The sequence below is a fragment of the Dyella silvae genome (assembly GCF_026421305.1).
In the GTDB taxonomy this organism is placed as follows: domain Bacteria; phylum Pseudomonadota; class Gammaproteobacteria; order Xanthomonadales; family Rhodanobacteraceae; genus Dyella; species Dyella silvae.
The window spans coordinates 248,316-263,154 of sequence record NZ_JAPJBQ010000006.1 but is presented as its reverse complement, the minus strand read 5'-3'; the positions used below and the strand labels follow the sequence as shown (position 1 = coordinate 263,154).

The 14,839-nt window shown below is 62.5% G+C and carries 13 protein-coding genes; 5 read left to right on the top strand and 8 right to left on the bottom strand.

All coding sequences use genetic code 11. The features are described from left to right. Positions 1-89: 89 nt before the first annotated feature. From OQE56_RS15355 to OQE56_RS15345, 3 genes are all read left to right on the top strand, one after another. Positions 90-947 carry a hypothetical protein gene (locus OQE56_RS15355; protein WP_267225509.1) on the top strand — a complete coding sequence of 286 codons (858 nt, stop codon included), beginning with the start codon at positions 90-92 and terminating at the stop codon, positions 945-947. A 346-nt stretch (positions 948-1,293) separates the two neighbouring features. Beyond that, the gene (locus tag OQE56_RS15350; protein ID WP_267225508.1) at positions 1,294-1,683 is read left to right on the top strand and encodes a hypothetical protein; all 390 of its coding nucleotides are present in this window, start codon (positions 1,294-1,296) and stop codon (positions 1,681-1,683) included. A gap of 90 nt (positions 1,684-1,773) precedes the next feature. Next, positions 1,774-3,732 (top strand): M61 family metallopeptidase, encoded by a 1,959-nt coding sequence (locus OQE56_RS15345; RefSeq protein ID WP_267225507.1) that lies wholly within the window; start codon positions 1,774-1,776, stop codon positions 3,730-3,732. 47 nt (positions 3,733-3,779) lie between these two features. Here OQE56_RS15345 and OQE56_RS15340 read toward each other — a convergent pair whose 3' ends face one another. From OQE56_RS15340 to OQE56_RS15305, 8 genes are all read right to left on the bottom strand, one after another. Beyond that, the gene (locus OQE56_RS15340; protein ID WP_267225506.1) at positions 3,780-6,038 is read right to left on the bottom strand and encodes a nitric-oxide reductase large subunit; all 2,259 of its coding nucleotides are present in this window, start codon (positions 6,036-6,038) and stop codon (positions 3,780-3,782) included. Positions 6,039-6,156: 118 nt separating this feature from the next. Beyond that, positions 6,157-6,684, bottom strand: a complete 528-nt coding sequence (locus OQE56_RS15335; protein WP_323748589.1) for an RrF2 family transcriptional regulator — start codon at positions 6,682-6,684, stop codon at positions 6,157-6,159. A gap of 74 nt (positions 6,685-6,758) precedes the next feature. Continuing rightward, positions 6,759-7,415 carry a DUF2894 domain-containing protein gene (locus tag OQE56_RS15330; protein WP_267225505.1) on the bottom strand — a complete coding sequence of 219 codons (657 nt, stop codon included), beginning with the start codon at positions 7,413-7,415 and terminating at the stop codon, positions 6,759-6,761. Continuing rightward, entirely contained in the window at positions 7,408-8,046 is a 639-nt protein-coding gene (locus OQE56_RS15325) for an OmpA family protein (RefSeq protein ID WP_267225504.1), read from the bottom strand. Before OQE56_RS15325 ends, OQE56_RS15330 begins: the two co-directional genes overlap by 8 nt. Beyond that, entirely contained in the window at positions 8,043-10,139 is a 2,097-nt protein-coding gene (locus tag OQE56_RS15320; RefSeq protein WP_267225503.1) for a DUF802 domain-containing protein, read from the bottom strand. Before OQE56_RS15320 ends, OQE56_RS15325 begins: the two co-directional genes overlap by 4 nt. Positions 10,140-10,149: 10 nt before the next feature. Beyond that, the gene (locus OQE56_RS15315) at positions 10,150-10,848 is read right to left on the bottom strand and encodes a DUF3348 domain-containing protein (RefSeq protein ID WP_267225502.1); all 699 of its coding nucleotides are present in this window, start codon (positions 10,846-10,848) and stop codon (positions 10,150-10,152) included. 138 nt (positions 10,849-10,986) lie between these two features. Next, positions 10,987-11,376: a hypothetical protein gene (locus tag OQE56_RS15310; RefSeq protein WP_267225501.1), complete on the bottom strand. Its 390-nt coding sequence runs from the start codon at positions 11,374-11,376 to the stop codon at positions 10,987-10,989. A 226-nt stretch (positions 11,377-11,602) separates the two neighbouring features. Beyond that, entirely contained in the window at positions 11,603-12,205 is a 603-nt protein-coding gene (locus OQE56_RS15305) for a GNAT family N-acetyltransferase (RefSeq protein WP_267225500.1), read from the bottom strand. Between the two features lie 209 nt (positions 12,206-12,414). Between OQE56_RS15305 and OQE56_RS15300 the strand changes: the two genes are divergently transcribed. Next, positions 12,415-12,867 carry a thioesterase family protein gene (locus OQE56_RS15300; RefSeq protein WP_267225499.1) on the top strand — a complete coding sequence of 151 codons (453 nt, stop codon included), beginning with the start codon at positions 12,415-12,417 and terminating at the stop codon, positions 12,865-12,867. A gap of 276 nt (positions 12,868-13,143) precedes the next feature. Next, entirely contained in the window at positions 13,144-14,733 is a 1,590-nt protein-coding gene (locus tag OQE56_RS15295; RefSeq protein WP_425601635.1) for a glycoside hydrolase family 30 protein, read from the top strand. Positions 14,734-14,839 lie beyond the last annotated feature (106 nt).

Sequence of the window (14,839 nt, the reverse complement as noted above, 5' to 3'; positions counted from 1 at the left end):
GCCATCCATGCGATGGATGGCAAAGATTCCCGGTACTCGTGGCGATAGATGGAAGCAAGGCTGCAAACAACTCACTTAGGGAGAGGTCCATGTTTGTACGCAGAGGTTTTTTTGGTTTCATGGCTGCGGTCGGTCTGGTTGCCACGAGTCATGCGCAAGCACCTGCACCGGCTTGGGTGATTCCGCTGAAGTCTTACCTCGGCGCCATTCCTTCCATGGAGCTGCAACTTGGCGGACAGCCATCCACCGTTCTGCTGGATACGGCGGGTGGGCTGACGGTGCTTATGCCCAGCGGCGTCGCCAAGGCCGGGTGCCAACCCTGGGGACGTGTGACCGGCACGCGTATGCGCGGTGACCGTCTCGAGCTTCCACGGTGCGATAGCGTGGTTGCACAGATAGAGGGGCATGCGCTGCACATTCCCGAAGCGGGCGTCTGGGATTTCTCGAAGATGTTGCCGAAGGACGCGCCGCCGCTGGATGGTTCGGTGGCCCTCGATGCGTTTGCGGGGAAGCTGATCACACTCGATCTGTCGGGCAACCGACTCATCGTTGAAACGCCCGCCAGCGCTCGTGCGCGTACCGCACATGCGGTGGAAGTACCTATGCGTCTGGCACGCGAAGTCGGCGGCGCATCGCTTACACCCATGATGGCCGTCCAGACACCCAAGGGTAAGCTGTGGTTTGAGCTCGATTGCGGCAGCGATGCCGACATCATGGTCAATCGCGCGGTGGCGGACGTCATGGGCCTTGATCCGTCATCCAAACAGGGGCAGCCGCTGGACATGGCCTTGGTGCAGGGTCTTCCCGTGAAGGGACGTGCGCAGGTGCTCGATCTTGTCGTGGACGGCAATATCGGCGCCCCGGTGTTGCGGCAATGGATTATCACGATGGATCTTGCGCACGAGCGCCTCTGGCTATCTCCGGTGGCCTCGGCAAAAGACAGATAGTCCACTGCAAACCGGGGCCGGCCTTACGCTCCCATGCCGGAGCGAGGCTGGCCCCATCTCGCCGCTTTGTCTCCAAAGGCATCCCGCTCGCCAGTCGCTACAAAACATTGCAATGCCACAGCGGTGATCGACGTCGTCACCTCTGACGCACCGGATGCATGCCTAAGCCATTGCATCGGTGACAAGGTCGTTTGCCGTGACGAACGGCCTATGACCTTGGTTTAACCGCCGCAAGTCATGTTCTCTGCGAGCAGGCGTAGCGTTAGATTCGCCGTTCTGCAAAGCGCTCGCGAAGCGCTGGGTATGTCAGGCCCACATCGCGACGCTTCCATCGAGGAGAATCGACATGACCGATAACGCTCGCAGCCGCGCATGGTTTCGCATGGCAGCTGTTTACTTTGCCGTTGCCGTTGCGCTGGGCATCACGATGGGCGCATCGGGTGACCATTCGCTGTTGACTGTGCATGCGCACATCAATCTGCTCGGCTGGGTATCGATGTCGCTGTTTGGCTTTCTGGGATTGGCCTACCCGGCGATCACGACGGGCCGTCTGGCCACCTGGCAGTTCTGGCTGCACAACGTCGGTGTGCCGATGATGCTCCTGGGGCTGGCGGCGCAGCTTAAAGGTGTGCCGGGGGTGGATCCGGTACTCGGCATCGGCACCATCGCGGTAGGTCTGGGCGTAGCACTGTTCACCTGGCTGGTGCTTACACGGATTACGGCGCGGCCGTCGTAAGGGCAGCAGCAGAGGGGCTACGGTGCTGGCGTTACCGCCTGGCGATAGTGTTAAGTTGCCGCACCATTCACTTGCCTGCCGGAGTCCCTCATGTCCCGTGTCCCTGCCGCCGTCGGTGCGGTTGCCACGCGTCGTACGTTTTCACGTCTCGCCCTGGCGGTGGCGCTGGCGCTTGGCGCCGGCCATGCCACTGCGCAACAGGCCTATGCAGACAGCGTACCGCCGCCGCAGGACGTGAAGTATCCCGGCACGGTGACGATTCATGTGGATGCCAGCGACACGGTGCAGGGCATCTTTCGCGTCAAGCAGACGATGCCGGTCAAGGCGGGTGCGCTGACGCTGCTGTATCCGCAGTGGATTCCGGGCGATCACTCGCCGACCGGACCCATCGCCATGCTCGCCGGCCTCAAGCTCAGCGCCAACGGCCAGCCGCTGAAATGGCTGCGCGACAAATACAACGTGTACGCCTTCCATGTGGACGTGCCCGAGGGCGTTTCCTCCCTCGATGTGGAGTTTCAGTACCTGTCGGGCCGTACCGAAAGCGAAGGTTATGAAATCACCGATCGCATGATGGACATGGAGTGGAGCAAGGTCGCGTTGTATCCGGCGGGCTACTACACGCGAGGCATCACGTATGCGGCCAGCATGACCCTGCCCAAAGGCTGGAAGTTCGGCACGGCGCTGGAAACCGCCAAGCAAACCGGCGATACCGTGACCTTCAAGCCGGTGACGTTCAACAACCTGGTCGACTCCCCGGTTTACGCGGGTCAGTTCTTCAAGCGGGTTGATCTCAACCCGGGTGGCGATGCGCCTGTGTATCTCGACGTGTTTGCCGATGCGCCGAAATTCCTGGAGATCAACGCGGAGCAGGAGAAGGCGCATCGCAATCTGGTCACCCAGGCCGTGAAGCTGTTTGGCTCGCATCACTACGACCACTACGACTTTCTGTTTTCGCTGTCGGACCAGATGGGTGGCAACGGCACCGAGCACCATCAGTCCAGTGAAGATGGTCTCGACGCCGACTACTTCACGGCGTGGAAGGAAGCCGCGCCAGGACGCGACCTGCTGGCGCACGAGTACGTGCACTCGTGGAACGGCAAATTCCGCCGCCCGGCTGATTTGTGGACGCCCAACTTCAACGTGCCGATGGGCGACTCGCTGCTATGGGTGTACGAAGGGCAGACACAGTACTGGGGCTACGTGCTGACCGCACGCGCCGGTTTGTGGTCGGCGCAGGAATTCCGCGATGCACTGGCCATGACGGCGGCCAACTACGAGCGCAACCGCCCGGGCTTCCAGTGGCGCACGCTGACGGATACCACCAACGACGCGACCATCGCTCGCCGTTCCAGCCTGCCTTACCGCAGCTGGCAGATGAGCGAGGAGTACTACAGCGGCGGCCAGATGATGTGGCTGGAGGTGGACGCCAAGCTGCGTGCCCTCACGCGTGACGGTAAATCGCTGGACGATTTCGCGCGTGCATTCTTTGGCGTCGACAATGGCAGCTACGTCACCAAGACGTACACCTTTGACGACGTGGTGGCGGCCCTGAACAGCGTTGCGCCGTATGACTGGGCGGGCTTCCTGAAAGCGCACGTCGACACGCTTGAGCCGCCGCTGCAGAACGGCCTCGCCGCCACCGGTTGGAAGCTGGTCTATACCGAGCAGGAAAGCGACTTCGAGAAGCAGTACAACAGCCGGCAGCAACCCTCGCGCCACCTCTACAACTTTGCGTGGTCGATTGGACTGACCATGGCCGATAAGGGTGTGATCAACGACGTGCGCTGGAACGGTCCGGCGTTCAAGGCTGGCGTCAGCACTGGTGCCACGGTGGTGGCGGTGAATGGCGAAGACTATTCAAGCGACGCGCTGAAGAGTGCGATTACCGCAGCCAAGAACAGCAAGACGCCGATTCAGTTGTTGCTGAAGTATCAAGGCGGCTATCGCACGGTGTCGGTGGATTATCACGACGGCCTGCAGTATCCGCATCTGGTGCGCGTGAATGGTACACCGGACTATCTGAGCGAAATCATCGCGCCGCGCAAGTAAGCAAAACAGAAGGCGGCGCGCCCTTGCGGGGCGCGCCGCGAAGACCATCAGGCGGTTTCGGTCGCCAGACGTCGACGAGCAGGTGCGATGAGCTTGACCGCAAACGTGGCGAAGCAAAGCACCCCGAGCGTGAACACGATATCGCCGGGTACACGCAGCCAGACCAGCGTCTGCATCAGGCTCGAATGCACCACCTCCGGCGAGCGGGCGTACCACAAGCCGTATTCCACGCTGGCCCAGGCCTGGTAGATGCCCGAGGGCAGCAGCGAGATGAACACCATCATCGCCAGGCCGATGTTGAGCAGCCAGAACATAGGCTTCAACCAATGGTCAGGCCACTGGCCATTCGGGGCCAGTCCGCGCAGGCAGAACAAGCTGAGGCCGATGCCGAGCATGCCGTACACGCCGAACAGTGCCGCGTGGCCATGGGCCGGCGTCAGGTTGAGACCTTGCACGTAGTACAGCGAGATGGGCGGATTGATGGTGAAGCCGAGCAGGCCGGCACCCACCGTGTTCCAGAAGCCCACGGCCACAAAGCAAAGGATGGTCCAGCGATAGGACGCCACCCACGGCGCGGCCTTGCTTCGCTGGTAGTTGCGATAGCCCTCGAAACCCACCAGAGCCAGCGGCACCACTTCAAGCGCAGAGAACATGGCACCGAATGCAATGACGGCCGTGGGCGTGCCGGTGAAGTACAAGTGGTGCAGCGTGCCGAGAATGCCGCCGAACAGGAACACGATGGTTTCCAGAACGATGGCGGTATTGGCCGTCGACGCGCGAATCAAGCCGAGCCGCGAGAAGATCAGCGCAATCACGGCGGTGGCAAACACTTCAAAGAAGCCTTCCACCCACAGATGCACCAGCCACCAGCGCCAGTACTCGATCATCGAGTAGTGCGTGTGCTCGCCCCACGCCAGCGAGGTGGCGTAGAACAGGCCAATGCACGTTGCGGAAACAAACACCATGGCGATCAGGCCGCGGCTTTCCGACGGACGCGTCAGTGCCGGCCACAAACCACGGCCCATCAGCAGCAGCCAGAACATCAGGCCGATAAACAGCAGGATCTGCCACACGCGGCCCATGCTGGTATACGCCAGGCCCTGATTGCCCAGCCAGAATGCGTAGTGGAAGCCCAGCTTCTGCATGGTGCCGATCCAACCGAACACCAGCGATCCCACCACCACGAACAGCAGTGCGCCAAACAACACGTTCACGCCAAGCCGTTGGTACTTTGGTTCATGCCCCGAAAGCGCCGGCGCGATGTACAGACCGGTGGCCAGCCAGGCGGTGGCGATCCACAAAACGGCGAGCTGCGTATGAATGGTTCGGCTGGCGACCCACGGCAACACCGTGGCCAACGGAATACCGAAGAAGCTGTTTCCTTCCACTGCGTAGTGCGCCGTTATCACGCCCATGGAGATCTGCAGCAGCATCAGCCCGATCACCACGTAGAAGTACTTCATGGTGGCGCGCATCGACGGCGTCGGCTTCAGGCTGAACAGTGGATCGGCCTTCGGCACCGGCGGGTCGGATTCGTCGTGGTGCGACACGTGATACCAGACCATGCCGGCGATACAGGCAATCAGGCCGATGATGCTGGCGATGGACCACATGCCGTTGGCGGTGGTGGGCACGTTGTCGATCAGCGGCTCATGCGGCCAGTTGCTGGTGTAGGAGAGATGGGTCTCGCCCGGACGGTCGGTCGCGGCGGCCCATGACGACCAGAAGAAGAAGGCAGGCAGCGCTGCCAGGTCGTCTTTGTTGGTCAGCGACGCCGACACCATCGCGTATTGCTCGCGCAGCTTGTCCAGCGCTGGATCGTCGCCGAACAGGCCGGCGTAGTGATCTGCCGTCGCAGCGATCACTTTGGCGCGATCGGCGCTGACAGTCAGCGTGCCGGTAGCCTTGTCGTAAGTGTTGGTGCGCAGCTCCGACTTCAGTTTGGCGGACAGTGCGCCTTGCTGTTCCGGTGCCAGCTGATCAAACGGCTTGTGGTACTGCTGCGAGGCCCACGCTTCGCGAAGAGCGATAGCTTCGCGATGCAGCCAGTCGGCCGACCAGTCGGGCGCGACATAGCTTCCGTGGCCCCACACGGTGCCCATTTGCTGGCCACCCGCCTGCAGCCAGGCTTGCTGGCCGCGCTGAATCTGTTCGCCGGTAAATATCAGCTTGCCATCGGTGGTCACCACGCGTTGGGGAATCGGTGGCGCCTCAAGATAAATTTCCCGCCCCAGCCAAACGAGGACGGCAAAGGAAGCGAAAAACATGATGGCGAGCCAGCGCCATAGCTTCCGTGTTGATTGCATGGAATGTCTCCTGCCAGTGCTGCGTCAGTTCGCTACAAAGATGTATATAGAATGCAACTTATGAGGTAGTGATAATCGATATCCACGCGGAATGATTCCAATGGGTGTGTTGGGGGAGTTAGGCGATGCGCAGCACCGCCGCGAGCGGCCGCGGCCTGGTCAGCAGGTCGGCAAGCGTATAGCCATCGAGCACCTTGTACATGGCCTCCATCGCCTCGCCGAGAACGCCCTTGAGGCGGCACACGGGAGTGATGCGGCAGCTCGATGTTTCAGGGTCAAAGCACTCGACCAGCGGCGTGGACGCCTCGCAGGCGCGAACGATTTCGCCGATCGAGATGGCACTGGGTTCGCGCGCCAACTGCATGCCGCCGCCCTTACCGCGAACCGTTTCGATATAGCCTTCACGGCTCAGCCAGTTCACCACCTTCATCAGGTGGTTGTCCGAAATGTCATAGGCGGCGGCGATGTCGCCACGGGTGGAGAGCGCTCCCTCGTTCAAACCCAGATACATGAGGGTGCGCAGGCAATAGTCGGTGAAGACGTTGAGTCGCATGGCGGAATGAACATGTATGGTGAATGCATGTTTATGTTCGCGCAGAAGCCGTTCGAGGCGCAAGGGGCGCAGGCGGGCGATTTCGAGGATCACAACCCGTCGTGACAACGTGCCGCATGGTCGGGGCACCCCAACCTTGGCGACGAGGTAGGCGTGGGCGCTGAAGGCTACTCGCGCCGCGCGCGCGACCGGCTTCGGGGCTTCTTGGCGGTAGCGGCCGCCTGAGGGGCATCGCCGGCCGTGACGGCACTGATGCCGCCCAGCGGTTCCAGCGACGACAAGTCGTCGACATAGGAGAGAAAGTGCTGGAGATAGCCCGGTGACAGCTCGCGCATCAGCGCAATCGACCGGTGCACGAGGGCGCTCGAGTTAAGCGGGCCCGCATTGGTGGGCGCCGGTTCCATCGACTGCCGAAGCTGGCTCTCCGTGCGAAGCCTGGACCAGATCTTTCTGAACTCGCCGAGTGCTTCCAGCGTTGCAGGAACGGCAGGTTGAGCGGTCACATGATCCGGCACGGAGACGCCCACGCGCGCTGACGCATGGCTGGCGATGAGATCGACCAACCCGACCAGGGTGGTATTCGTGGCTGCGTCCGGCGCTTCCACATCGCCGCCGCGGGGTGCGGCGCGGGCGAGATCACCGGCATAGGCTTCGACGAGCACGGACAGTTTGCCGTCCAGCAGTCGTCGCGCCTCGCCTTCATGGCGGGCGACACGCCGCTCCAGCGCTTCCATGAGATGGAAGCGAATGGGATCCAGACGATCAGCCTGTTGCTCACGCCACGCGTCGAGCGCAGTCCGCGCCGTTGTCTTGCGATTACTCATGCGGTGTCGTGGAGGGCTTCGGAATCGGCGCAATCTCCACGCGCCGATTTTGGGCGCGCCCGTCTTCATTGCCATTCGGCGCGACCGGTTGCTCGGAGCCGAACGCCGCCGCGAACACCGACGAGGCGGGCACGCCATCGGCAATCAACGCGCGGGTGACCGTCAACGCGCGCTCGGCCGACAGTTCCCAGTTGTCGGCAAACTGGCGGTTGCTGTCGCGTACCTGTTGGTCATCGGTGAAGCCACTGACCATCAGGATTTCATTGCGCGACTTGAGGTAGTCGGTAAGCGGCCCGGCCAGACTCTTGAGCACGTCGCGTCCTTCGGGCTGAAGCTGATCGGAGTTGAGCGCAAACAGGACGCTCCCACGAATACCGATGCGTCCGTTCACCAGCGTCACGCGGCCGCTGGCCAGTGGCGCGGCCAGCGCCTGCTCCAGCGTCACGCGGCGTTGTTCTTCCGCTTGCCGCTGTTTGACCTCTTCGTCGAGACGGCTCGAAAGCTGTAGTTGCACGGCGATCACGCCGACCAGAATGAGCACGAATGCACCCAGCAGCACCGACATCAGGTCGCCAAAAGCGGCCCAGATCGGCGCGGTCGATTCCGTTTCGACCTCCATCTCGTCAGTCATGCCGTCTCAGCCTCGGCGGCGGTCTTCGGGCCACCGATCTGTTGCAGCTCTTCGATGATCTGCTTCTGCGACAGCACACTCAGATCGACCACTTCGCGCGCCTGCGCCACGTAATAGGCGAGCTGATCATCGCTGCGCGCCAGCGCCTTATCCATGGCCTCTGCGATGTGCTGCAGGCGCTCCATCAGCGCTTCGTTCGACTGGCCGTACTGGTGCACGGCTGCGCCGAACGCATCGCCGAGGCTGGCCACTTCCACCGCGCTGCTGGTGACCTGGGCGGCCACCGCGCTGAGCTTGCCGGTCTCGCCTTCGATATGGTCAGTGAAGCGCGTGCTGACGCGATCCAGCAGATCTGCCGAAGTGACCACCAGCGCATCGACCGCGGTGCGCTGCTCGGTGGATGCGTGATTGACGGCATCGAGCAGGGTTTCCAGCGTGGCGAGCAGACGGCTGCGCTCCTCCAGCATGGCCGTGTCGCGGACCATACTGTCGGAAAGTTTCTGACGCAGCTCGGCAACCACTTCGGCCGCAGCCTTGGGCGCTTCCGAGGCGGCTTGCACCAGACGGGAGATTTCGGCGATGGTGTCGCGGGCGTGAGCCTGCGCCTGTGCCGATATGTCGTTGGCCGTTTGCGTCAGCGTCTCGCAGATCTGCTGCTGGCGGTTCGCCGCGTGCTCGCCCGCCTGTTCCCATTGCTGGTTCAGCGCCGTGGTCATCGCGTCGAACGATGCCGTCCAGGTCGTAAGACGTTCCTGATCCCGTGATTCGAGCGCGGTTTGCAAGTCGGTGTGCGAGGTCTGCACGACCCGAACGAGCGACGCTGCATGTTCCTCAAACGTGGCGGCAGCGGCGGACAGCCCGTGCTGATGGCGCGTGGCCATGGCCTCGTTGGCGGCTGTCTGCTGCGAGAGTGCCTGCTGCCAGGCGTCCGCCGCGCTACCGGCGGCGGTATCGAGGCGTGTTGCGATGCCTTCGATAAGACGGGTGGAACCTTGCTCGAAGGTACCGGTGAAAAGCTCAAGCGAGCTGCGAAGATCCTGGGTAAGCGCTTCGTTCGACTGCTGCTGCGTCGCCAGCGCCTGGTTCCAGATATCCGCGACGGTGGCGGTAGTCGCTTCAAAGCGGCTCGACAAGCCGTCCATCTGTTGCTGCACGGCGTGCGTAACGGTGTCGCGCAGCGCGGTAGCTTCGTGTGCCAGACCCGCCATGGTGGCGTCCACCACCGGTTGCAACGCTGCGCTGGCGGCATGGGCACTTTCAGCCACGCTGCTTTTCAACGACTGCTCCACCGAAGAGGCAAGGCGTGCATAGATGGCCTCGGTCTTGCCGTGGAACGTTTCCTGGCTGGCCATCTGGCGCTCATGGGTGGCCATGCTGTGCTGCTCGATGGTCGCCATCATGGTTTGCAGGCGATCGACCAGGGCCGGCATCAGTTCGGTCTGCTGCTGCAGCAGCTTGAAGGCTTCCTCGCGCTGATAGGCCTTGGAGTAGGTGCGCAGCGTCGTCGCGATCCGGGTGTCCAGCAGCTGCACCGCTTGCTGGCGCTCGCGCCTGCACAGCGCTGAAAGCAGCCCAAGCATGGCCGAGCTGGCGACACCGGCAATGGAGGTGCCGAACGCGAAACCGAGTCCTTTCACCGGGGCGGCGAGCGAACCACGCATGGCCTGCAGGTCGGTCGCGCTTTCCAACGCCAGTCCGGTGCCGCGAAGCGTCGCCATCATACCCAGCAAGGTGCCCAGCATGCCCAGCAGCACCAGCAGGCCGACGAGATACGGCGTCAGGGCTGGCGTCGGCAGGGCCACGCGTTCGCCCTCAACGCGCAGACGCACCGCGTTGCGCAGGCTGGGATGCAGGCGCTCAAGCCAGTTGCCAAGGCTGGCGGGCGTGGTCGACAGCTCCGCCGCCGCGCCTTGCAGCGTGGCAGTGGCCTGCCGGTAGCGATGCAGTTCCAGCCCGCCGGCGAGATAGCACGCGCCGATGACTGCTGCCACGGCCGCGCCGAGCGGATTCGAACCGATGTAGCCCGCGCCGATCCAGCACACAGCGGCAAGGCCCACAACGAACACAGCGTAGTTGAGAAGATTTCTAGACATGACGTCCCAGTTAGCGGGTGCGAAGCGCTGCAAGCAGGCCTTCCACCGGTTGAAAACGAACATCCAGTTCGGCGAGCAACACGCTCTGCATATCCCTGCAAAACACATCCAGCCAGGCGCTTGCGGCGTTATCCGCTCGTTGCGCGTCGGCCTGGCGCAATCGTTCAAAGTGGTCCCCGAGCACGGTGGGTACGGAGGCCAGTAGCGTTTGCTCGCGCGGGCTCAGCGCGCGCTCCATGACGGCGTCCACTTCCGCCAGCCGGGCCATATCGGGCGACTTCCCGGCGAGCATGTCGCGCAGGCGGCCACGCAGATGGCCGGTGGCCGTCTGCATCCGTCGTTGCATGGCGAGATAGCGCTGGCGAAAGGGCGTGTAATCCACGGCGACGTTATCGCCGCCCTGCCTTGCCTCCTGCTGCTTCAGGGCAGCCAGCTCCGCGTCGTTGCAGATGGCGTCAGCCAGTGCGCTGCGCATACGCGCGCACTCGTCTTCCTCGGCGCTGCCGAAGGCATGCCCATCGGCAGCGGGCGCGGACGGCCTGCCATCCAGCGCCGTGGAAAGCGCAATGGCCTGCGTCCAGTCCAGCCAGTGACTCAGCCGGTCCGACAGCGATGGATTGGATTGGGTAACGCCGACGTCCGTCAGGCGAGCAAGCAAGCGAATGAACGTCGGGCCACGGACTGTCGTCCGTTGGGAGGCCTGCACCATAACTACTGGCTAAAAAACGACCATTTTACACGCTAATGGGGGGCGGCTGCTGCCCGCGGGGCCGCGACCTGGGCCGATGGCGGGTCTCAGGGTGGGTCATACAGGCCCCTACCGCGTCGTGGCTGGTGGTGAACGCGGTTAACGAGAGCGGATGCGCACCCAGTTCAGGAAGAGCTCTTGCTGCCGGTCTTCCGCGCGGTGGCCTTCGCGTTCTTCCACCACGACGCCGGAGCGCGTCCGCAGGTTGCCACCGGTCTGGCAGCTCACTTCGACCTCCACACCATGCGGCAGCGGGATGCGGGTGGCCAGCACCATGGCGCCGTCGATCTCGGCGATAAGCAGCGCGGATTCGCTGGCGTCGCCTGCGCTCCATCCGCAGGTGATCCGGATCTGAACCTCTTGCGGGTGCAGGTGACTTCGCTGGTCGATGTTCCAGCCATCCGCCTTCTTCAGCAGATCGCTCAGCTGCGGACTGCTCCAGTCCACCTCGCCAATCGAAACGCTGGAGCGTGTCTTGTCGTGTCCCATGCTGGTTCCCCCTGGTTCCGGTCAAAACTGACGCGATCACGGGCGATCCATGCGGGCAACCCCACCGCCTAGTGCGGGCAACAGAAACGCGTTGCGGGGCAGCCATGCCTGGAAACCAAGCTAGCACGGCGGCCAGCAGCGCGCATCGGAATAAAGCGCTAGTGCCAACGGTCGGTGTCCGGCCGGGCGCGGAGGTGTAGCCCTCTGCAACCAGGTGCGGCAGGGGTTAACGGCGGGTTGCCAGCTGGGCGGCGAGCCGGGCGTACACGTCTGGCCATTCCGCACGCACGATGCTGTAGAAAGCCGTATCTCTGGGCCTGCCGCCAGGTTCCATCTTGTCCTGCCGCATGACGCCTTCGAATGTCGCTCCAATCTTCTCCAGCGCGCGGCGGGATCTGGCATTGTCCGCCTTGGCCCGAAACTGCACCCGGTTGACCTCGAGGGTGTCGAAACAGTGCTCAAGTAGCAGCTGTTTGCCTTCCATGTTGATGCCGCTGCCCCAGCACTCGCGCGCCATCCAGGTCACGCCAATCTCCACCTTCTTGTCCTGAGGCTGCATGTCGAGCAGCCGGGTGGTGCCGATCACGCGGCCACTGTCGGCCAGGCACATCAGAAAGGGGTAAGCCTTGCCCAACGCCCGATCGCTCAGAGCTAACTCGAAGTTGGGGTAGAAGATGGCCGGGTCGGAATAGTCCACCGAAGTCAGCCGCCAGATCTCCGGATCACTGGCGACGTGAAACAGTTCGTCCAGTGTTTCCTTCTCCAGCGGACGAAGTTCGACCAGGCGGCCCCGAAGGGTCAGCGGATGTTGAAGCCATGAGGTAAACAAGAGGACACCTGTTGTCTGCGCAAACAAGAAACGGAAGTGGCGGTGTATTGCACGCTTAAAAGCTGACTTTTAAGGGGCGCCATGGAGGCAACGGCGAGCACAGGCAAACGAGAAATTCGCGTGAAGGAGAGCGCCATTTCCTTGGGGCCGCCGCATGGCACGGCCGGTATAATCCACGCCCAGCCATTCATACCCGCTGGAGCACGTGCATGTACACGAAGACCCTCTATGCAGGCTGGGGCGACATGGACTTCAACTCCCACATGCGGAATACGGCGTACCTGGATAAGACCGCCGACGTGCGACAGATGTTCTTGATGGAACATGGCTTTCCCATGGAAGAGTTTGTGCGCCTGAAGATCGGCCCGGTGGTCATGAAGGACGAAGTGGAATACTTCAAGGAGATCGGCCTGCAACAGCAGATCACTGTGACTTACGCGATTGCTGGCCACTCTGACGATGGCAGCCGGTTCCTTCTGCGGCACGAGATATTCCGGCCTGACGGAAAGCTCAGCGCGCGGGTGACAAGCGCTGGAGGATGGTTGGACCTCAACGCGCGCAAGCTCATCGCCCCGCCTCCGGCACTTCTTGCGGCGATGGAGTCCCTGGAAAGAACACACGACTTCGTCGTCCTTCCTTCAAGCGTCAAAGCCCGCGACTGATGTCTTGCGCATCCATGTATTCAAATGCGCGACGTGATCACAGATCCGGTCGTGGGCTTCCTCAGGGCGACGTGCGGCGGGTCGCGTGCCGATAAAGTCTGGATGCCACGCAACACGCCTCGCACTCAGGCGTCTATAGTGGACACGCGGAAAGCGCGTCCGGGCCGCCGATGATTCGGCTCCGAGTGTTGGACGTACACCCTTTTTTGAAGCGGAAGCCCGGTAGCTTTGTGATGCAAGAGAACAGCCATGTGAGCGATGGGCGACGTGCACGACATGGATGAGCGTAGTTCAGGCTCCAGCCGCGCCACTGCTGTTTTCGTCGCGCTGCTCTCCTTGATCACGCTGGCTGTCTTTTTCTTGCCGCGCTTTGAACATCCTGCGATAGCGACCAGGGCTATTCCTTCGGCGCGGCCACTTACGCCCGCCGTGGCGCTGTGGGTTAGCACGGGCGATCGCAGGCTGAAACTTATGCGGCAGCCGGATATTGCGTTGAGCGCCCGAGGCACGTTGCCCGCCGATGTGGTCATCGATGTCAATCGGACCTATCAAACCATGACCGGTTTCGGGGCCGCGATGACGGACTCATCGGCGTGGTTGCTGCAGAACAAGCTGACCGCGCAGCAGCGGAGTGCCTTGTTGCACGAGCTGTATGGTCCGCCGCCCAGCCTCAATCTCAACATGATGCGTCTGACCATCGGGGCCTCGGACTTCTCGTTGAAGCCCTACACCCTGGATGATGTTCCCTTTGGCCAGACCGATCCGTCATTGGCCCATTTCAATGTCACCGCCAATCTTGCCGACGTGATACCGGTCGTGCGTGAGGTGCTCGCGATCCGTCCAGGGCTGCTCATCATCGCGTCGTCGTGGAGCGCGCCCGCGTGGATGAAGACCAGCGAAAACCTGATTGGCGGGGAGTTGCTGGAGCAGTACGAAAGTACCTATGCGGACTATCTCATCAAGTACCTCGACACGTATCGTGGGTATGGCATTCCCATCGCCGCGCTGACCTTGCAGAACGAGCCCAGCTTTACGCCGGTGACGTACCCGGGTATGGAAATGCCTGCCGCAACGCGGGCGCGCGTCGTGGGGCAATACCTTGGCCCGAAGCTGGCAGGCCGCAAGCCAGCGACACACATTCTGGAATGGGATCACAACTGGAATCAGCCCGAGCAACCGTTGAGTGTGCTGGCCGATCCCGACGCGGCGCGCTACATCGATGGCGTTGCGTGGCATTGCTATGAAGGCAGTCAATACGCACAGAGCCGCGTGCATCGTGCGTACCCACGGAAAGATGTCTACATCACCGAGTGCTCGGGCGGCGATTGGGCGTCCAGCAAGAACGGCGAATTGCTCTGGTTTTCACGAAACCTGTTGATTACAGGCATCAGGCAGTGGGCGCGCGGCGTGGTGTACTGGAACCTTGCGCTCGATGAGAACCACGGGCCGCATTTCGGAGGCTGCGCAGCCTGCAAGGGCGTGATCACCATCGACTCGGCGACGGGAGATGTGAGCCGCAACGACGAGTACTACGCGTTGGCGCACTTCAGCAGCTTTGTCTTGCCCGGTGCCGTCCGGGTGGGCTCCACCGAAACCGACAATGGCCTCGACAATGTGGCCTTTCAGAACGCCTCCGGCGGATCCATCGTGCTGGTGATGGCGAACAGCGCAACGGACGCGCGCCAGGTGTCGGTGGCCGAGGGACAGTTCCGCTTCGAGTACACCATGCCGCCACGAAGTGTGGCGACCTTTGTGTGGAACCCGCACCAGGCAGGCGCGTGGTTGCAACGTACCCTGCAGTGGCTGGAACAGCGTCGTACCAAGGGCGCCGCTCCCGCGGCCAGTACGGCTTTGCCGTCGGGTTGACGCGAAACCTGGCCGCTCGAGACGCAAGGCGGCCCTCGTCGATATTCATCAGCCTCATCGTGTCGGTACTTGCCCCTCTTTTGCGCTGTATAGGCAGATGGTGCCG

Bases quoted from the DNA above. Each gene is read 5' to 3' on its own strand.
- OQE56_RS15355 (WP_267225509.1), top strand. From the start codon at position 90: ATGTTTGTACGCAGAGGTTTTTTTGGTTTCATGGCTGCGGTCGGTCTG.
- OQE56_RS15350 (WP_267225508.1), top strand. From the start codon at position 1,294: ATGACCGATAACGCTCGCAGCCGCGCATGGTTTCGCATGGCAGCTGTT.
- OQE56_RS15345 (WP_267225507.1), top strand. From the start codon at position 1,774: ATGTCCCGTGTCCCTGCCGCCGTCGGTGCGGTTGCCACGCGTCGTACG.
- OQE56_RS15340 (WP_267225506.1), bottom strand. From the start codon at position 6,038: ATGCAATCAACACGGAAGCTATGGCGCTGGCTCGCCATCATGTTTTTC.
- OQE56_RS15330 (WP_267225505.1), bottom strand. From the start codon at position 7,415: ATGAGTAATCGCAAGACAACGGCGCGGACTGCGCTCGACGCGTGGCGT.
- OQE56_RS15325 (WP_267225504.1), bottom strand. From the start codon at position 8,046: ATGACTGACGAGATGGAGGTCGAAACGGAATCGACCGCGCCGATCTGG.
- OQE56_RS15320 (WP_267225503.1), bottom strand. From the start codon at position 10,139: ATGTCTAGAAATCTTCTCAACTACGCTGTGTTCGTTGTGGGCCTTGCC.
- OQE56_RS15315 (WP_267225502.1), bottom strand. From the start codon at position 10,848: ATGGTGCAGGCCTCCCAACGGACGACAGTCCGTGGCCCGACGTTCATT.
- OQE56_RS15310 (WP_267225501.1), bottom strand. From the start codon at position 11,376: ATGGGACACGACAAGACACGCTCCAGCGTTTCGATTGGCGAGGTGGAC.
- OQE56_RS15300 (WP_267225499.1), top strand. From the start codon at position 12,415: ATGTACACGAAGACCCTCTATGCAGGCTGGGGCGACATGGACTTCAAC.
- OQE56_RS15295 (WP_425601635.1), top strand. From the start codon at position 13,144: ATGGATGAGCGTAGTTCAGGCTCCAGCCGCGCCACTGCTGTTTTCGTC.